Origin of the sequence: Actinomadura rudentiformis (assembly GCF_008923185.1) — a bacterium.
In the GTDB taxonomy this organism is placed as follows: domain Bacteria; phylum Actinomycetota; class Actinomycetes; order Streptosporangiales; family Streptosporangiaceae; genus Spirillospora; species Spirillospora rudentiformis.
The window spans coordinates 281,073-298,693 of the sequence record NZ_WBMT01000016.1 but is presented as its reverse complement, the minus strand read 5'-3'; the positions used below and the strand labels follow the sequence as shown (position 1 = coordinate 298,693).

The following is a 17,621-nucleotide window of genomic DNA, read 5'->3' as shown; positions in this document are numbered from 1 at the left end:
CAACACCCCACACCCGACGCCACCCTCATCCGCCCCGACGGCTACATCGCCTGGACCACCCCACAAACCCACCACCACCTCACCCACGCCCTCAACCACTGGTTCGGCACCGCACGAACCCCGGCAATCTCACGATCCGCGTAGCCGGGCGGGGCACCGCCGCGCGACAGTTCAGCCGCAGGTTCAGTCGCAAGTTCAGCCGCAGTGCGCACGTGGCGCTGGAGACGAACCGATGACAGGGCACCCGGCAGCCCCCGTGAGGGCGGGCGGCGGTTCGAGGTCGGGCAGCGCGAGCAGGATCGGCGGGTCGGCCGGCTGCGGGCGGCGCAGGCGCACGGCGGCGCTGGTGACGCTGCCGGCGGTGACCGTCACCGAGTCCTTCCTGCCGACCAGCGAGCTCCGGGTGGACGACGGCTCGGGTCCCACCCCATCGGCCACACCCACCGCATGCACGAACCAGGTTCCTTCGGGCACGTCCGGAAGCCGATAGCACGCCGGACGGCCACCGGGCACATCGACGATCACTCCTGCGGCCGGTGAACGCTGGACGATGGGAGTCGGGAAGGCCCCCAGGTACACGCGCGCGTTCCCGTGGCCCTCCGACAGGCCGTCCGGCAGGCTGATCGTCCCCGCGACCGCGCCGGTCGCGGCAGGCCGATCCGGCTGCGGGCTGGGCAGGCCGAACCCGCCGGTGCGCGACAGGCGGCGGAACCTCGCGGGAGAGACGCCGACGCTGGCCGTGAAGTAGTTGGTGAACGAGCCCAGGCTGCTGTATCCGACCGCGGAGGACACGTCATTCACGCTCATCGGGGTGTTCAGTAGCAGGAGCTTGGCCTGGTGGATGCGGATCGCGGCAAGGAACCGGCCGGGGGTGACCCCGGTCGCGTCCCTGAACACGTGAGCGAAATAGAAGCGGCTGAGCAAAGCGCTTCTTGCGATCTCCGTGAGGGACAGCGGCTCGCTGTAGCGCTCCCAGATGCACTCGATCGCCTTTTCGACCGCGTTGTCCATACGCACCTCACCGCCGTGTACCTCACCGCCGTGTACCTCGTACCGGGCGGCCTCGACCCAGCCGTCAGGTTGGCTCGCGGTCGTCGCGATCGGCTCGAGCAGCGCTAGGACGTGTTCGCCCGTTGTTCAACCGCGGAGTCCCCGCAGACGAACACGCAGCCGGTCATCTCCCGTCACAATGTGAACCAATGGTTGCGAGCAATGAAGGCAGGGTGTCGACGGCCGAGGGTACCTAGAGATGCAGGTCAGGAAGCTCGGCGATGCCGGTCTGGCTTCGTCGGTCATCGGATTGGGCACGCTCGCCCTCACCGGGCGGTCCGGTCCGGTGGACGACGCGGCGAGCGTCGACACCATCCGCTTCGCGCTCGACATCGGTGTCACCCTGATCGACGCCGCGACCGGCTGCGAGGCCGAAAGGGCCGAACGGCTCGTCGGACGCGCCGTCGCCGGGCGGCGGGACGAGGCCATGATCGCGGTCGGCGGCGGGAGCCGGCCGGACGCGGGCGGCCGGAGGAGACGGCTCGACGGCACGCCCGAGCACCTGCGGCGATCCTGCGAGGCCTCGCTCGCCCGCCTCGGCGTCGACCACATCGATCTCTACTACCTCGACGGAGTCGATCCAGGGGTTCCGCTCGAAGACAGCATGGGGGAACTCGCCGAGCTGGTCGCGGCCGGCAAGGTCCGGCACGTGGGCATGTCGGGCGCCTCAGCCGACCAGCTTCGACGTGCCCACGCCGTGCATCCCGTCGCCGCGCTCGCCGCCGAATACTCGCTGTGGGAGCGGCGGGTCGAGGCCGAATGCCTGCCTGCCGCCAGAGAACGCGGCATCGCCGTCTTCGCCTGCCGCCCCCTCGGCAGGGGCTTCCTCACCGGCCGGATCCGGTCGGCGGACCAGCTCTCCGCCGACGACATCCGCCATGACGACCCGCGCTTCTGGCCGGAGAACCTGCCGGCCAACCTGGACCTGCTGCGGGCGGCGGAAGAGATCGCCGCGCAGCGGGACCTCGGCCTCCCTCGCCTCGCCATCGCCTGGCTCCTGGGCCGCGGCGACGACATCACGCCGGTTCCGAGCACCCGCGACCGGGTCCATCTTGAGATGAACTCGGCCGCGGCCGGGGTGAGGCTCACCCCTGATGAATGCGACCACCTGGCGGCTCTGTTCCCGCCCGCGTCAGTCGCTGGACGCGGACGCACCCTGCCCTAGCGGTGCGGCGGCCTCCGCGCCCTGGCGCTTGCCCTCCCCCGTCTCGATCAGTGACGCCGCCACCGCCTTGTTGACGGCGTCGATGCGGGAGACGGCGCCCAGCTTCACGAAGATGTTGCGCAGGTGCCGCTTGACGGTCGCCTCGGTCAGCGAGAGCTGGGCCGCGATCTGCCGGTTGCTCAGCGCCTGGGCGGTGAGCTCCAGGACCTCGCGCTCACGCTCGGAGAGGGTCATCGTTGAGCCCGCCTGGCCCATGGCGATGCTCTCCCGGGAGACCGACACGATCACACGCCTCTTGTCGAGGCGGACACTGCGGATCGCCGACACCAGGTCCTGCCTGGTCACGCTTTTCAGCAGATAGCCCCGGACGCCGACATCGAGAAGGCTCTGCAGCAGCTGCGGCCCTTCGTACATGCTCAGGATGAGAACGGCCGTGTGCGGCGACCGCTTGCGGATCCGGCCCACCGTGGTGATGGCGTCGTCTCCGGGAATCTCGATGTCGAGCAGAACGACATGAGGACGTTTCTCCGCGGCCAGCGCCACGGCGCCCTCGCTGTCGCCCGCTTCCCCCACGACGACCAGATCCTCCTGATAGCCCAGGATCTCCCGCAGGCCATCCCGGAGCAGGGCGTGGTCGTCCACGATCAGTATTGTCGTCTTACCTTCCTCGAGCTGGACCATGTTCGCTTCCCGGAAGCGGTATGAACAGTTCCACATGGGTGCCCTGACCCGGTGTGCTCGACACGGTGAACGTGCCGCGCACGAGCTCCGCTCGTTCGCGCATGATGGACAGCCCCATGCCCCCGGAGGCCGTCCGGCGCGTGTCGAAGCCGCACCCGTTGTCGTCGACGTAGATGCGCATCTCGTGCGGCGCGATGTCGATGCGCACCAGCACCAGCTTGCTCTTGCCGTGAACAACCGCGTTCCGAACCGCTTCCCTGACCACGAGGAACGATTCGTCCTTGACCGCGGGCGGCGCCCATTTCTCGTCGCCGTTTATCTTCAGCTGAACGGTCGCGTCGCCGGTCGCCACCGCCTCTAAAGCCGTCAGCAGCGCCTTCTCCAAACCGCTGGACGGCTCCGAGAAGCGTAGCTCAGAAGTGATTTCCCGCAAGGTCCGCATCGCTTCCCGAACCGCGTCGTAAGCGGCGGTGATCCGTTTTTCGCTTCCGGAGCCGAGCTCCTTCCCGTCGTTGTCGAGGTCGTATAGTTCGAGCTGCCGGTAGGCCGCGCTCAGCCAAAGTCCAACGTGATCATGTAGCTCGCGGCCGATCCGGTGCCGCTCCTCCACCTGTGCCTTATGAATCACGTCGAGCAAGTATCCCTGGTGGGCGAGTAATCCCTCACCGATACGCACGGTGATACTCCGGTAGAGGGCGCTAAAAGCCAGCGTGAGCAGCCGCCAGGATCCTTCCTGGAATCCCAGCCGGCGGATCAGTTCCTGCTGGATGACGTCGAAGAACGCGGCCCCCGTGCGCAGCGCGTCCCGCGGTTGCACGCCACGGGTCGGGCGCGTCGGGCTCTCCCGGAGCCTGAGCCGGTGACCCCCGTCAACGCGGACGGCGCCCGCGCGCAGGCTGTCGACGACATCGGTGATGATCTGCTCCGCATTCGCCATGAGTTGCTGGCGCGCCAAGGGATCAGACGCGATCGGACCGCCGATCTCGTCCAAAACCCGGTCGTAGGCAGCCATGATCTCGGCCCGGTCGGCCTCCAAGCCCGAAGCCACGTCAGGACCGGCACGCTCCGGCTGCCGAGGAGATCTCTCTGCCACTGGGTCCCCCGTGTGGGCGAGAAGTCCGGCTTTCACCTTGACCATAGCCTCTGAGGACAGAGGTCGCTATGACAGTAATGACCGTTATATTCCCATCGTGACGTCACGACCCGGGTCCGCTACCGCCCGCATACCTTTTCCTTTCGGTTCCCGGGTGAGCCGAGCGGAGGTCAGAAGGATGCGACCGCACGATGCCGCTTGACCAGCTCCCACCATGAACGGTTCTCCCGGTACCAGCGAACCGTCTCGGCGAGCCCCCGAAGGAAAGGAACACGGGGCCGGAAACCGAGCTCGGCGGCGATCTTCGATCCGTTCACGGCGTACCGCTGGTCGTGACCTTTTCGGTCCGGGACGAAACGCACCCGCTCCCAGCCCGCGCCGCAAGCGGCCAGCAGCAGGCGGGTGAGCTCGAGGTTGGTCAGCGCCACGGTGCCGCCGATGTTGTAGGTCTCGCCCGGGCTCCCGCGTTCGAGCACCCTCTGAATCGCCCGGCAGTGGTCGTCCACGTGGATCCACTCCCGGACGTTCATGCCGTCCCCGTACAACGGCACGTCCTGCCCGTCCAAGAGGTTCGTCACGAACCGCGGGATCAGCTTCTCGGGATGCTGGTACGGCCCGTAGTTGTTCGAGCAGCGGGTGGTCGACGTGCGAAGCCCGTGAGTCTGATGGAACGCCCGGACGATCAGGTCGCTGGCCGCCTTGGAGGCGGCGTAGGGCGAGTTCGGTTCGAGCGGATGCTCCTCGGGCCACTCCCCCTCGTCGATGGACCCGTACACCTCGTCGGTGGAGACGTGGACGAACCGGCGCACGCCCGACCGCAGGGAGCATTCCAGGATGGTGTGCGTCCCGACGACGTTGGTGTCGATGAACGCGGCGGATCCCACCAGGGACCGGTCCACGTGCGACTCCGCGGCGAAGTGCACGACGGCGTCGTGGCCGGGCAGCACGTCCATGAGCAGGTCCCCGTCACAGACGTCGCCGCGAACGAACGTCAGCCGGGAGGTGTCCGCCGGAAGGTTCGCGAAGTTGCCCGCATAGGTCAGCTTGTCCAGCACGGTCACGTGCGCGTTTTCGAGCGTGGGGTACCGTCCGGCCAGCACGGAACGAACGTAGTGAGAACCGATGAAGCCGGCACCACCTGTCACAAACAGCTTCACGCTGCAAGGCTGCTAGCGGCTGGTCGAAGGTGGGTCGAACGCTGATGGGCGGTGGCCTGGCACTGCGGTGACCACCGCTATCGCGCCATCTGGGCCGGCACGGGCGCCACGCGCTGGTGGTCGCGAGCCTGGATGGAGGTGGTGAGACGCTCACGCGCGTACATCCGGGCCAGTTTGGGCAATGCGTAGCGCACGGTGCCGTTGTCTTGGACGCATCGCAAGAGGTGATGGTTGAGGATGTGATCCAGAGCCCGCCTGGACTCGGGGACCTCCCAGCCGAGCAGGTCGGCCGCCGCGTCGGCGGTGAACTCCGACGGCAGGGTGCTCAGCAGTGCGAAGACGCCCTGTTCCTGGTCCCCGAGCCGCTCGTAGCTGGAGTCGAATCTGGATCGCAGGTCGAGATCGCCGAACTGCATCTCCGGGAGCCTCTGGCGCGAGCGGGTGAGCTCCTTCGCCATGCGGGCCAGCGGATACCCCGGCATCGCGGCGAGCCGGTTGCCGATGCAGCTCAAGGCCAGCGGGAGGCTGTCACATGCCTCGACCAGCATCTCGGCGCCGTCCCGCTCCCTGCAGACGCGAGGGTGGCCGATGATGCACGCGAGCAGCTCGATGCCGTCCGCCCGGTCCAGAACGTCGATGACCATGTTCGAGGCGCCCACGAGACCTTCGAGCTTGCGCCGGCTGGTGATGATGACCCCGCACTGCGGGCCGGCGGGCAGCAGGGGCCGCACCTGAGCCGCCGACGCGGCGTCGTCCAGCACCAGGAGAATGCCTCGCCTCGCGGCGACGGAACAGAGCAGCGAGCTGCGGTCCTGCAGCGCCTCCGGGATCTGGTCCCTCGGGAAGCCGAGCGCGCGGAGAAACGAATGAATGACCTCGGCGGGGTCACGCGCGGCATTCGACGAGCCCTTGAGGTCCGCATAGAGCAGTCCACCCCCGAAGGCGGGCCGGATGCGATGCGCGGCGTGCACCGCCAGCGCGGTCTTGCCCACCCCGGGCATCCCATTGATCACGCTGATCCGCCCGGCCCCGCGCGATTCCGGGGGTGGCGCCGCCACGGTCTGGCAGAGCTTCTTCATCTCGCTCCCGCGGCCCGCGAACTCGGTGTCCTCGGGAAGCCGCGCCGGCACCTCGGCCTCCTCTGGCTCATCGGGCTCCTCGACCGCCAGCGGCACGAGACCCGCACCGGACTCGAACTCCGCGGCCGCCGGCCGGTCCGCCGAGAGCAGCGCCTGATGCAGCTGCTGGACCTCGCGGCCCGGCTCCAGGCCGAGCTGCTCCACGAGGTTGTGACGGAGCGTCTGGTAGACGTCGAGCGCCTCGTAGCGGCGTCCGGAGTGGTGCAGCGCCGTCATCAGCGACGCGTGGAACCCCTCGTGCAACGGGTACCGCACGGTCAGGGACTTCAGCTCGCCGATCAGCTCCAGATGACGGCCGACCCTGAGATCGGTCTCGATCCGCAGCTCCAGCGCCCGGAATCTGACCTCTTCGAGCCGCGCCACGTACGCCGACAGCAGGTTGCCCGCCATCACGTCGACCAGGGCCGGCCCGCGCCACATGGCGAGCGCGTCCGCCAGGATCTCCCCCGCCCGTACGGCATCGCCACGATCCAGGATCGCCCGTCCCTCCTTGATCGCCTGTTCGAACCAGTGGAGATCGACGTTCTCGTCCGGGACGGTGAGCAGGTATCCCGCGGGCCGTGTCTGCAGGATCTCTCCGGCACCGCACTCCTGGAAGATCTTTCGGAGCTTGTAGATGTACGTCTGCAGCGTCGTCATGGCGCTGACCGGCGGATCGTCCTCCCACAACTCGTCGATCAGTTCGGCCGTCCGCACCACCGAGTTTCTGCGCAGCGCGAGCAGTGCGAGGACCTGACGCGGTTTGGGGGCGGTCGGCGCGATATTCGCCGATGAGTGAATGACCTCGAAGGAGCCTAGAAGGCGGAATTGCATTGCATCCTCCCCTGACCCGGGAGTAATGACCGAATCGACTGGATTTCGACTACTTATTCACGTTATCCATGGCCCCGCGAAAAAGACAAGATCGAAACACGAAAGTTGGCTGGTAGGTGGCCCGTATAGGGAACACCCGGGGGAGTATCGACGAACCCCGCCCACCACGAAGGTTGTACTCCTTCTGATGCCCGAGGCCGCCGCCGCGCTACGGGTGGGACGCTTGTTAAGGGATGAAACGCGGGGCGGGACGGGCCCCCTGCTGACACGGTGCCGATCTGGACCGATGTGGCCGCGGGGGGAGTCCTCTGGCGGGGGCGGAGTACTCCCCATGAAAGAGCGCCCGGACCCATGAAAGAGCGCCCGGACGATCCCGACCCGTCGTCCCGGGCCTGCCGGCCGGGCACTGAGTCACGATCATCCGGGCGCCGCAGCCCCTGCGCGGGGCGGGCCCGGTGTTCAGAGAGCCGCTTGGCGCACGAGCACGCCGTTCACCTTGTCGAGAAATACCTGCGGAGTTTCCTGCACATCAATGTCATCGTCATTCAGCGCGACCTCGTACTCCCGCTTGATGAAAGCCGCAGCCTCCAGCAACGCGATCGAGTCGTATCCGAGGTCCACGAAGGACGTGTCGAGGATGTCCCCGCCATGGTCCAGTGATTCGTCCTCACCCGCGCACGATCGCATGATGTGCTTCAGGTCCTCGATGGTCAGTTCCTTCATGGCAGTCTCCTTCCGGTCGGACATTTCACTGCGTGCCACGGTCATGACGTACTGGCCGTATCGCGACGGAGCCAGCCCTGCTCCGAGCCGGTAACAGGCCTCGGCGTCGATGAACCCCATTCGCAGGGCGATCTCTTCGACACAGGCGACGCGCAGGCCTTGCCGCTCTTCGAGGGTCAGCACGTACTGGCTGGCGGCCAGCAGCGCCTCCGGCGTGCCGGTGTCCAGCCAGGCGAAGCCACGGGTGAGCTCGACGAGCTTGGCTCTCCCCCGGCTCAGATAGGCGCGGTTCACATCGGTGATCTCAAGTTCACCGCGGGCCGACGGCTGCAAGCCTTTGGCAATGTCCACAGCGTCGTTGTCGTAGAGGTAGAGCCCGGTGACCGCCTGGTTGGTACGAGGCCGGGCGGGCTTCTCCTCGATGGACAGCAGCCGGCCGTCAGCGGTGGTCTCCGCGATCCCGAAACGCTGGGGGTCCTTGACCGGATACCCGAAGAGCACGCAGCCCTGCACGTCCCGTGCCTGCTCACGAAGGATCTCGGCGAGCAGGTGCCCGTGGAAGACGTTGTCGCCGAGAATGAGCGCGACCGGCTCGTCTCCGATGTGGTCGGCTCCGATGACGAGGGCCTCCGCGATGCCCTTGGGCTCGTCCTGCACCGCGTAGGAGAAGCTCACCCCGAGGTCCGACCCGTCGCCCAGCAGCCGGCTATAGCGCGGGACGTCCTCCTGGGTGGAGATGATCAGAATGTCCCTGATCCCGGTGAGCATGAGCACCGACAGGGGGTAGTAGATCATCGGCTTGTCGCCGACCGGCAGCAGTTGCTTGGACAGCACCCGGGTTATCGGATACAGCCTGGTACCGGAGCCGCCTGCGAGGATGATTCCCTTCATATGCCTGTCGCACCTCCACAGCGCTTGCGTTCAGCATCCGGGCCCGCGCTCAACCGGGGTTGGAGAGGCGCTCAAGGGCTTCCGTTGAGCAGGTGGGAGGCGAGGCCCGTGGTGTGCTCGGCGCACCGGAACTCGCGATGGTCGAGGACCCGGTCGAGGAACGGCGCCGTCGTGCGAACACCGGGCCCGTCGATCCGGAACTCGGCGAGCGCCCGGCGCATCCGCGCGATCGCCTCCGTCCGGTCGGGCGCCCACACGATCACCTTGGCCAGCATCGAGTCGTAGGCCGCGGAGATGCGCATGCCGGGGAAGCAGTGGGTGTCCACGCGGACGAAGGGGCCGCCGGGGGGCTGGAACTCGGTGAGCAGCCCCGGCGCCGGCGTGAACTGCCGATCCGGGTCCTCCGCGTTGACCCGGCACTCGATCACGGCGCCCTGGGGCCGCACGTCGGACTGGCCGAAGCCGAGCCGCTCCCCCGCCGCGATGCGAATCTGCTCTTGCACCAGGTCGATCCCGGTGGCGACTTCGGTGACCGGATGCTCCACCTGGATGCGGCAGTTGACCTCCATGAAGTAGAAGCGGTGGTCACCGTCGACGAGGAACTCGAACGTGCCCGCGCCCACGTACCGCGCGGCGCGTGCGCCCGCGACCGCGGCCTGGCATATCCGCTCGACCAGGGCGGGTGGCAGTCCGGGAGCCGGGGTCTCCTCGATGAGCTTCTGGTTCCGCCGCTGGATGGTGCAGTCCCGTTCGCCCAAGCAGACGACGGCGCCGTACGCGTCGCAGAACACCTGCACCTCGACGTGGCGCGCGGCCTGCACGAAGCGCTCGGCGTAGACCCGTCCGTCGCCGAAGAACGCGTGGGCGTCGGCGCACGCCTGCCGGAAGGCGTCGGGCAGCTCCGAGGGGCAGTGGACGATCCGCATCCCCCTCCCCCCGCCTCCCATCGCCGCCTTGATGATCAACGGGTAGCCGATCTGGTCCGCCGTCCGCCGGCACTCGTCGAGGTCCCGCAATGGATGCAGGCTGCCCGGCAGCAGGGGAAGCCCGCAGCTCGCCATGAGCTCCCGCGCGCGGGACTTGTCGCTGAGCTGAGCCAGCACGTCATGGGGCGGCCCGATGAACGAGAGCCCCGCGTTCTGGCAGACCTCGGCGAAGTCGGGCTCCTCCGAAAGGAAGCCATAACCCGGATGCACCGCGTCGGCGCCGGACAGCGCCGCCGCCTCCACCATCGCCGGGATGCTCAGGTAGCTGCGCCGCGGATGCTCGGGTCCGATCCGGACGGCCTCGTCGGCACCGGAGACCGCGAGCGAGTCCTCGTCGGCCGACGAGTACGCGGCGACGCTCCTGATCCCCAGCTCCCGGCAGGCACGGACCACCCGGAGTGCGATCTCACCCCTGTTCGCAACCAGGATCTTGTCGAACATGGCGTCAGCCCGTGTTCCGGCAAGCCTGCGGGGTGGTGTCGAGCGCGATCAGTGCCGTCCCGTACTCGACGGGCGTGCCGTCAGAGACCAGCACGTCGACCACCCGGCCGGGGCGATCGGCTTCGACAGGGGTCATCAGCTTCATCACCTCCAGAATCGCGACCTGCTGTCCCGCTTGGACCTCGTCGCCGACGCAGACGAACGGATCCGCGCCCGGTTCCGGAGCGCTGTAGAACGTCCCGACCATCTCGGCCCGGAGATGGTGGAGCGATTCGAGTTCGGTCGCTGCGGCCTGCACAGCCTCTGCAGGAACGGGTTGTGCCTGCACGGGCTGTGCCTGCACGGCCTCTGCAGGAACGGGCTCTGCAGGAACGGCGAGCACGCCCGGTGGTGCTGCGGTGGGGGCGGTGGAGGCGGCGGCGGTGGCGGCAGGCGACCATTCCAGCTCGACCGCGGTGTCGCCCGTTCGGATCGAGAGCTTGAGCAGCCGTGCGTCGGCCGCCGAGATGAGCTGTGCCGCGTGGTCGCAGAGGTCTTCGAGTACACCGTTGTGCTCGGCGCGTTCACTGGTCATCCATGTCCCCTAGACGAGCGCTTGGAACCGGCGGAACCGTACCCGGCGGTTCTCGACGAGGCGGGCCGCGTCGAGCGTCGAGAGCTCGTCCAAGCCCGCGGCTATCGCTGCCTTCAAATTCCTGGCCGTGGCACCGTGGTCGCCCTGAGCACCCCCTTCCGGCTCCGGGATCACCGCGTCGACGACCTCGAGCTCCAGCAGGGATCGTGCATCGAGGCGGAGGGCCCGTGCCGCCTGCGGAGCGGCGCTCGAGTCGCGCCACAGGATGGCCGCGCACCCCTCCGGGCTGATCACGGAATAGATCGCGTTGGAGAAGGCGAGAACCCGGTTGGCCACCGCGAGCGCCAAAGCGCCTCCGCTGCCTCCCTCTCCGGTGACCACCGAGACCACCGGAACCGGCAGGCCGGTCATGAGCCGGAGCGTGTCGGCGATCGCCACGGCCTGGCCCTCGGTCTCGGCCTCGACTCCGGGATGGGCGCCCGGGGTGTCGACGAGGGTGACCACCGGAACGCCGAGCTTCGCGGCAAGGCGCATGAGCCGGGCCGCCTTGCGGTATCCCGCGGGGGACGGCATGCCGAAGTTGCCGTCCGCCAGCTCCTTGGTCGTCCGGCCCTTCTGATGGCCGATGATCACCAGCGGGGCCCCGTCCAGCCGCGCCAGACCACCGATGATGGCCCGGCAGTCGCCCGCCAGGCGGTCGCCGCGCAGCTCGACGAAGTCGTCGGTGATCGCCTGGATGTACTGCAGCGCCGTCGGCCGGTCCAGCGCTCTGGCCAGGCGGACCGCGTCCCAGGGTTCCCTGGCGGGCAGGTCGCGCGAATCCCTGACCAACGCCGCTTCCGCCGTGCCTCCCCGGTCCGCGGCGCGCGGTGCCGCCGGGCGCCGCGAGCCCGCCGACAGCAGCCGGGCCAGCGTGACACGGAGCGCCTGGCGCGGCACCACCATGTCGATCATTCCCCGCTCGACCAGGAACTCGGCGGTCTGGAAGCCCTCCGGCAGGGACTGGCGGATCGTCTGCTGGATCACTCGCGGCCCGGCGAAGCCCAGGCGCGCGCCCGGCTCGGCGACGATGACGTCGGCCTGGGTGGCGAACGAGGCCGCGACCCCGCCATAGGTCGGGTCGGTGATCAGCGAGATGGTGAGAATGCCGGCTTCGTCGAGCTCGCGCAGGGCCTGGCTCGTCTTGGCCATCTGCATCAGGGACAGCGCGCCCTCCTGCATGCGCGCTCCACCCGACGACGTCACGACGAGAAGAGGCGTTCGCTCCGCGAGCGCGAGCTCGGCCGTCCGCGTGATCAACTCCCCGACCGCCGCTCCCAGGCTTCCACCGAGAAAGCAGAAGTCCATCACGGCGGCCATGACCGGATTACCGTCAATGGTGCCGCGGACGCATACCACCGCTTCCTTCATTCCGGTGGCGGCTTGCGCCTCCCTCAGCCGAACCGTGTAGGGCTTGGAGTCGACGAAACCCAGCGGATCCCCCGTGTCCACGGAAAAGTCGAGCTCCTCGGCGGATCCCTCGTCCAGCAAGGCGGAGATCCGTTCCTCGGAGCTCATCCGTTCATGGAGGCCGCACTCCGGGCACACAAGCAGATCACGCCGGAACCGCTTGCCGTATGCCAGCGTGCGGCACCCTGCACATATGACCCATTCAGGCAGATCAACCGATCGGCCCATCAGCACGTCAGTCACGTGCGTCTCCCAACCGTCGTTCCATGACCGACTTTGGGCCCGCGGTTTCAAGGGACGATAGAGAGACGCTAGAGCGCTCCGTGCGCTGTGGGGGCCCTCAATGGGGCAGCGGCCCGGTTTTCACGGCGGCGCGTCCAAGCCGGTTCCAAGCCCGTTTTTAGAGCGGTGGCCGACGATTAACCCCTACGACTATGACCGGCAGAAGGAGCCGTCGATGGCCACAGCGTCCCGCCAGCGTCCCGACACCCACGAGATGGTCGTCACCCATCGCGCCTCCCGCCGGGAGTCACGGGTACTGGCCGCACAGGTGCCGTGCGTAAAGCCGGGAGATACTGACCGAGCCCGGGTGCTCGCGGCGCACCTGGCCGACTACCTGCTGGCCCTGCACCTGCACCATTCGGCTGAAGACGAGTTGCTGTGGCCGCTGCTTCTGGACCGTGTGGATGAGGCCGATCTCGTCCTGCGCATAAAGGAGCAACACGAGGGGCTGGCCGAGAGCATGACGCGCATGGCCGAACTGGCACCGGCGTGGGCCGAGCGTGCGGACGAAGAGTCACGCGACAAGCTGAGCGCTCTGCTGGCCGAACACGTGGCGCTTCTGAACGAGCATTTGGACGACGAGGAGCAGAACGTCCTGCCGTTGGCGGAGCAGCATGTGAGCGTGAGCGAGTGGGACAGGCTGTCCGAGCATTTCTCAGCCCACGCGCCCAGGGAGAAAATGGTGTTCTTCCTGGGGGCGGCCTTGGAGGATGCGGACCGGCGGGAGCGGGCGCATCTGCTGGGGTCGCTGCCGCTCCCGGCACGGCTGATCTGGTACACCATCGGGCGCGTCAAGTACGCGCGCCGGGTCCGCAGTGTGCGCAGGGCCTGACACGTGCAGCCCCGCACTTGCAGCACTGCAAGTACAGCCCGGCACTTGCAGCACTGCAAGCCTTGCCTGAGGCTTGCAGTGCCTGGGCTTGCCGTGCTTTGCGGCCCTAGTCCTTCCTGCCGGGCAGTTTCTGCGCCTGCTTGATCCACGAGACGAACTGCTTCTCGTCGAGCTCGTCGTCCTCGCGGAGGTTGAGGTAACGCATCCCCTCGTGCTTGGACTCCTTGGGCGGAACGGGGTCAAGCGAGGTCCCGCTGGAGAACTGCAGCTGGATGTACTCGGTGTAGCAGCGGAAGGCGAAGAACCAGCCGTCACCTTCGTTGCCATAGAACGGCTGATTCCACTTCACGACCTTGTGCACATCGGGAACGGTGCTCACGACCAGGTGGTCGAGCCGCTTGCCCACCGAGCTCTTCCAGCCGGGCATGGCCGCGATATAGGCCTGCACCGGCTTGTCGCCCTCCCCCTTCGGGATCTGCGGGTTCCCACCGGAGAGCAGTTTCGGTCCAGAGCCGGACTTCTTGGCGGTGTCCTTTTTGTTCGGCATCGGTGCTCCGTCGTCGTGCTGGTCAATTGCCGTGCTCGTCAATGGCCGAGGAAGGTGTGGACCTATCAAGGCGTTACCCGGCTCCCACGATTGAAACGGCCTGCGGCCGTCCGCTAGGGAGGAGCCGCGTGCGGCGAACTCGTCTCGTGTCGCCAACGACCGACCGGTTGGTCAGGGGCCGGCCCGATGTCCAGCGCCTTCTCGCGTTCGGTCTCCTCCGGGCTCAGGGTCTCGCCGCGGCGCACCGCGTACCGCAACATCGGCGGCGCCATCAGCGAGGTGCCGACGGCCACCAGGACGATGATCGTGTACATCTCCATGGTGAGCACGCCGAGCCGCAGCCCGACCATCGCAATGATCATCTGGATGACGCCGCGGGCGTTCAGCCCGGCGCCGAGGGCCAGCGCGTCCCAGTGGCCGAGCCTGCCGGCGCGCGCACCCACGTACCCCCCGGCCAGCTTGCCGGCGACGGCGACCACCAGCATGAGGCTCGCCGCACCCAGCACCACGGGGTCGCCCAGCGCGGTGAGGTCCATCCGCAACCCGGCCGTGGCGAAGAAGAGCGGGGCGAGCACGGACAGCACGAACGTCCGCAGCGGTGCGAGGCGTTCGCGGTCGACCCATCGCGACGAGCCGATGAGAATGCCGGCGAAGAACGCGCCGAGGACCCCCTCCATGCCCAGTGCCTGCGTCCCCGCCGCCGACAGCATCACGATCAGGACCGCCACCGCGACGACCACGCCCGGGTCGGCCGACCGGGAGGGCAGCCGCAGCATCATGCCCACGACGGGACGTCCGATGAGCCAGGCGAACAGGAGAACGCCCGCGAGGCAGCCGACCGCCACCGTCGCCTCGCGGCCCCGGATCCCGGTGGTGGCCATGGCCGACACCATCGACATCAGCAGCCAGCCGGCGACGTCGTCGACCGCCGCCGCACTGATGATCAGCTGGCCGACGTTCCGGTGGAGCAGGCGCATGTCCAGCAGCGTCTTGGCGATGACGGGGATGGCGCTGACGCACATCGCCACGCCGATGAACCAGGCGAAGACGGCACGGTCGGCGCCCTCGGCGATCAGCGACGCGGGCAGCATGAACCCGACGGCCACCCCGAGCGCCAGGGGGACCAGCAACCCGCCGGCACTCACCTGCGCCACCGCCAGGCTCCTGCGCCGCAGCAGCTTCGTGTCGATGCTCATACCGGTGACGCCCACCAGCAAGAGCACGCCGAAGTACCCCACCGCGTCCAGCAGATGCATCTGGCCGGGAGTGCTCGGAAACAGCCAGCCGGACAGACCGGGGGCCACATGGGCGAGCAACGAGGGCCCCAACAGCACGCCGGCGGAAAGTTCACCCACGACGGCCGGCATTCCCAGTCGCCGCGCCAGCTGCCCCAACACCACCGCGAGGCTCAGCAGAAGGCTGATCTGCAGCAGCAGAACGAGCGCCTCATGGGCGTTCATCGGGGCGATCGGGGGTGCCGCCACGACCATCTGATGCTCCCGGGGGCACGTCAGTGGACGGGGCATTCGTAGATGGGATCGAAGTCGTCGAACAGGCCCCAGGCCTTTTCTTCACGCAGGCGCTGGAAGAACCGGTTCTCGCCCGACCAGAAGTCCCCGTTCAGGGCCCGCACGAGCCAGAAGTGCTCGATCGATTCCTTGGTGTCGAACGGTCCACCCGACGTGGCCTGGAGTCTCTCCTGAATCCCCCACCACCCCGCACCGGCAAGGCGGTCGCCGCCATTCTGCGGGCTCACCCTGAGTTCCCGGCCCTCGGACACGTACCTGTTGTCGTACACCGCGCGAATGAGCCGGTAGTACGTCTCGTAACCGGTCTTGAAGAAGTTCTGGTAGCGCAGCGCCGCCTCCTTCTCCTCCGCTTCCCCGGCCAGCACCCGGGCGGTCTCCTCGGCCGCCCTGCGCCCGGTCGTGAGGGCGAGGAGCACGCCACCGGAGAAGACCGGGTCGGTGAAGCACCCGGCGTCGCCGATGATGAAGAAGCCGGGCCCGGCAAGGGTGTCGCAGTGATATTCGAAGTTGTTCTCGCCGGTGAGCTCGCGGATCACCGCCGTGCCCTTGATGCGCTGGGCGATCCGGGGAATCCGCTCCAGGTTCTTGGTGAACATGTCCTCGGGCACCGATTCCCGGAGGATCTCCGCCGGTGCCAGGCAGCCGATGCTGATGACATCGGGACGGATCGGAATGGCCCAGAACCACCCGTCCTCGTACAGCCCGAGCTGGATGTCGCCTTCGGTGGCCGGGTTGTTGCGTTCGTCCAAGCCTCCGAAGTGCTTGAACACCGCCGCCATCCTGAGGTCGTTGTCGGTCTTGCGCAGGTCCAGCCCTCGCGCGATCACACCAGCCCGGCCGCTCGCGTCGATGACGAAGCTCCCGGTGGTCTCGTGGTCCTCGCCGTCGCAGGTGTACCGGACGCCGGAGATGCGCTCGCCGGAGAAGAGGAGTTTCCGCACCCGGGCCTTCTGGAGGACGGTCACACCCGGCGTCTCCGCCGCGGCGTCGAGGAGGATCTTGTCGAAGTCCGAGCGCTCCACGTGGAGGGTCCAGCCGCGCCGCCCGTCCCCGATCTGGCCGAGGTCGAGGCGCCGGAACGTGCCTTCGGTCCCGGTCAGCTCGATTCCCCTCTTGATGACGAAGCCGCTCTTGGCCACCCGGTCCAGGAGCCCCATCTGCTCCAGCACGTCCGCGGTGTAGGTCAGCAAGGACTCGCCAATGTGGAACCGTGGCATCTCCTCGCGCTCCAGCAGGAGCACCGAGTGGCCTTTGCGGGCGAGTGTGATCGCATACGCAGACCCACTGGGCCCCCCGCCGATCACGATGGCGTCATAATCGTTGTTGCGAGCCTCGGCCACTGGTTACTCCTTCACGTCTTCAGGGGCACATCATGAAGAGCCCCGGCACTCTGGCTCATTTCTCAGGTGCATGTCCCTACCAGATGCCAGAATCCATATCCCCCGACTGAAAGTCAACGCATTCCATTCCGCGCAAGAGTCGAGCAGGCCTTTGAACGTTGCCGGTCAAGAGGCGAAACAGCCGACGCCCGGCGGTCCGGGCGTTCGACTGCGGAAGTTTCTCGGTTGAACGTCTCGACGGCACCTCAGACCAGGCCTGACACAGGATAGGACCGGAAAGACGACCGTACAGAGCGCCGGGTCGACATCAACGATCTGCAGTTGAACATCCGTCGTGATTGACTGAGATATGCCCCCGACAATGGGCGGCTCTACGGGTCCGCCCATCTTTCATCGGAATTACCACGAGCCGAGGCTTGAATCAATTGGACCGACGCGAGGAGCTCGATCGTGCTCATTTTGACCGGCACCGCCGTTGAGGCCATCCGCATCCTGACGAAGAAACCTGGGCTTTCGGAGGATTCCGGCCTCCGCATCGTGCATCACGATTCCGCCGGCGGACTCGAACTGTCCATCGCACCCGGGCCGGACGCGGAGGACGAGGTCATCGAGACCGACGGCGTGCGCGTGTTTCTGCAGACCACGGCCGCCCGCATGCTGGGCGGCAGAGCCCTGAACGCGGAGATCGCCGAGGACGACGTGGTGTTCCGCATCACGAACCCGACGAACGGTGAAGGGGCCCCGGGGACTCAGCGCCCATAGCGGGTCGCGAGCCTTTCTGATGATCGTTGGCGCGGGCCTCACCTGACCACGCCACCACAAGGCGCCGCTGTGCTGTCAGCAGCGAAAGTGCTGCTTGCGCGAGTGCTGCGTGCGCGAAGGTGTGCGCCAGGTTGTCGCGTCGTCTCCACGGCGCGACCCACATCTGC

Annotated in this window: 16 protein-coding genes and 1 pseudogene; 4 read left to right on the top strand and 13 right to left on the bottom strand. The window is 67.7% G+C overall.

Translation table 11 applies throughout. From position 1 onward, the window contains the following. The coding region (locus F8566_RS53095) for an aromatic-ring hydroxylase C-terminal domain-containing protein (RefSeq protein WP_404800368.1) at nt 1–144 on the top strand (144 nt) is incomplete at its 5' end. 51 nt (nt 145–195) lie between these two features. Here F8566_RS53095 and F8566_RS31775 read toward each other — a convergent pair. Next, nucleotides 196–1,011 carry a helix-turn-helix domain-containing protein gene (locus F8566_RS31775; protein WP_151565532.1) on the bottom strand — a complete coding sequence of 272 codons (816 nt, stop codon included), beginning with the start codon at nt 1,009–1,011 and terminating at the stop codon, nt 196–198. A gap of 238 nt (nt 1,012–1,249) precedes the next feature. Here F8566_RS31775 and F8566_RS31770 point away from each other — a divergent pair, with 238 nt between their 5' ends. Continuing rightward, nucleotides 1,250–2,215 (top strand): aldo/keto reductase, encoded by a 966-nt coding sequence (locus F8566_RS31770; RefSeq protein ID WP_151565531.1) that lies wholly within the window; start codon nt 1,250–1,252, stop codon nt 2,213–2,215. Here the strand turns inward: F8566_RS31770 and F8566_RS31765 are convergent. The 9 genes and pseudogenes from F8566_RS31765 to F8566_RS31730 form a co-directional block, all read right to left on the bottom strand. Further along, nucleotides 2,183–2,857, bottom strand: a complete 675-nt coding sequence (locus tag F8566_RS31765; protein ID WP_264159473.1) for a response regulator transcription factor — start codon at nt 2,855–2,857, stop codon at nt 2,183–2,185. The two genes, F8566_RS31770 and F8566_RS31765, sit on opposite strands and share 33 nt — an antisense overlap. A gap of 16 nt (nt 2,858–2,873) precedes the next feature. Continuing rightward, on the bottom strand, nt 2,874–3,932 hold the full coding sequence (locus tag F8566_RS31760; protein WP_192809951.1) for a sensor histidine kinase: 1,059 nt from the start codon (nt 3,930–3,932) through the stop codon (nt 2,874–2,876). Between the two features lie 227 nt (nt 3,933–4,159). After that, the gene (gene rfbB, locus F8566_RS31755) at nt 4,160–5,146 is read right to left on the bottom strand and encodes a dTDP-glucose 4,6-dehydratase (protein WP_151565528.1); all 987 of its coding nucleotides are present in this window, start codon (nt 5,144–5,146) and stop codon (nt 4,160–4,162) included. A 77-nt stretch (nt 5,147–5,223) separates the two neighbouring features. Beyond that, complete coding sequence (locus F8566_RS31750) at nt 5,224–7,098, bottom strand: AfsR/SARP family transcriptional regulator (protein WP_151565527.1); 1,875 nt, start codon at nt 7,096–7,098, stop codon at nt 5,224–5,226. A gap of 459 nt (nt 7,099–7,557) precedes the next feature. Continuing rightward, the gene (locus F8566_RS53090) at nt 7,558–7,785 is read right to left on the bottom strand and encodes an acyl carrier protein (RefSeq protein WP_225993696.1); all 228 of its coding nucleotides are present in this window, start codon (nt 7,783–7,785) and stop codon (nt 7,558–7,560) included. A gap of 63 nt (nt 7,786–7,848) precedes the next feature. After that, nucleotides 7,849–8,712, bottom strand: a pseudogene (rfbA, locus tag F8566_RS31745) (glucose-1-phosphate thymidylyltransferase RfbA); the annotation flags it as partial. Nucleotides 8,713–8,783: 71 nt separating this feature from the next. After that, nucleotides 8,784–10,139, bottom strand: coding sequence for an acetyl-CoA carboxylase biotin carboxylase subunit (locus tag F8566_RS31740; protein WP_151565526.1), 1,356 nt, complete (start codon nt 10,137–10,139; stop codon nt 8,784–8,786). Nucleotides 10,140–10,143: 4 nt separating this feature from the next. Then, the gene (locus F8566_RS31735) at nt 10,144–10,713 is read right to left on the bottom strand and encodes an acetyl-CoA carboxylase biotin carboxyl carrier protein (RefSeq protein ID WP_151565525.1); all 570 of its coding nucleotides are present in this window, start codon (nt 10,711–10,713) and stop codon (nt 10,144–10,146) included. Nucleotides 10,714–10,722: 9 nt separating this feature from the next. Continuing rightward, on the bottom strand, nt 10,723–12,390 hold the full coding sequence (locus tag F8566_RS31730; RefSeq protein WP_151565563.1) for an acetyl-CoA carboxylase carboxyltransferase subunit alpha: 1,668 nt from the start codon (nt 12,388–12,390) through the stop codon (nt 10,723–10,725). A gap of 229 nt (nt 12,391–12,619) precedes the next feature. Here F8566_RS31730 and F8566_RS31725 point away from each other — a divergent pair, with 229 nt between their 5' ends. Beyond that, on the top strand, nt 12,620–13,276 hold the full coding sequence (locus F8566_RS31725) for a hemerythrin domain-containing protein (RefSeq protein ID WP_151565524.1): 657 nt from the start codon (nt 12,620–12,622) through the stop codon (nt 13,274–13,276). 106 nt (nt 13,277–13,382) lie between these two features. On the opposite strand, the gene F8566_RS31720 is transcribed toward F8566_RS31725, so the two are convergent. The 3 genes from F8566_RS31720 to F8566_RS31710 form a co-directional block, all read right to left on the bottom strand. Beyond that, nucleotides 13,383–13,823 (bottom strand): DUF1801 domain-containing protein, encoded by a 441-nt coding sequence (locus tag F8566_RS31720; RefSeq protein ID WP_151565523.1) that lies wholly within the window; start codon nt 13,821–13,823, stop codon nt 13,383–13,385. 113 nt (nt 13,824–13,936) lie between these two features. Continuing rightward, nucleotides 13,937–15,349, bottom strand: coding sequence for a cation:proton antiporter (locus F8566_RS31715; RefSeq protein WP_225993691.1), 1,413 nt, complete (start codon nt 15,347–15,349; stop codon nt 13,937–13,939). Continuing rightward, nucleotides 15,334–16,692 (bottom strand): NAD(P)/FAD-dependent oxidoreductase, encoded by a 1,359-nt coding sequence (locus tag F8566_RS31710; RefSeq protein ID WP_151565522.1) that lies wholly within the window; start codon nt 16,690–16,692, stop codon nt 15,334–15,336. Before F8566_RS31710 ends, F8566_RS31715 begins: the two co-directional genes overlap by 16 nt. A gap of 459 nt (nt 16,693–17,151) precedes the next feature. On the opposite strand from F8566_RS31710, the gene F8566_RS31705 reads away from it, so the two are divergent. Further along, nucleotides 17,152–17,454, top strand: a complete 303-nt coding sequence (locus F8566_RS31705) for an iron-sulfur cluster assembly accessory protein (protein WP_151565521.1) — start codon at nt 17,152–17,154, stop codon at nt 17,452–17,454. Nucleotides 17,455–17,621: the final 167 nt, after the last annotated feature.

Coding starts and splice junctions, on each gene's coding strand:
- F8566_RS31730 (WP_151565563.1), bottom strand. CDS start 12,390: ATGGGCCGATCGGTTGATCTGCCTGAATGGGTCATATGTGCAGGGTGC.
- F8566_RS31725 (WP_151565524.1), top strand. CDS start 12,620: ATGGCCACAGCGTCCCGCCAGCGTCCCGACACCCACGAGATGGTCGTC.
- F8566_RS31720 (WP_151565523.1), bottom strand. CDS start 13,823: ATGCCGAACAAAAAGGACACCGCCAAGAAGTCCGGCTCTGGACCGAAA.
- F8566_RS31735 (WP_151565525.1), bottom strand. CDS start 10,713: ATGACCAGTGAACGCGCCGAGCACAACGGTGTACTCGAAGACCTCTGC.
- F8566_RS31770 (WP_151565531.1), top strand. CDS start 1,250: ATGCAGGTCAGGAAGCTCGGCGATGCCGGTCTGGCTTCGTCGGTCATC.
- F8566_RS31740 (WP_151565526.1), bottom strand. CDS start 10,139: ATGTTCGACAAGATCCTGGTTGCGAACAGGGGTGAGATCGCACTCCGG.
- F8566_RS53090 (WP_225993696.1), bottom strand. CDS start 7,785: ATGCGATCGTGCGCGGGTGAGGACGAATCACTGGACCATGGCGGGGAC.
- F8566_RS31715 (WP_225993691.1), bottom strand. CDS start 15,349: ATGCCCCGTCCACTGACGTGCCCCCGGGAGCATCAGATGGTCGTGGCG.
- F8566_RS31750 (WP_151565527.1), bottom strand. CDS start 7,098: ATGCAATTCCGCCTTCTAGGCTCCTTCGAGGTCATTCACTCATCGGCG.
- F8566_RS31775 (WP_151565532.1), bottom strand. CDS start 1,011: ATGGACAACGCGGTCGAAAAGGCGATCGAGTGCATCTGGGAGCGCTAC.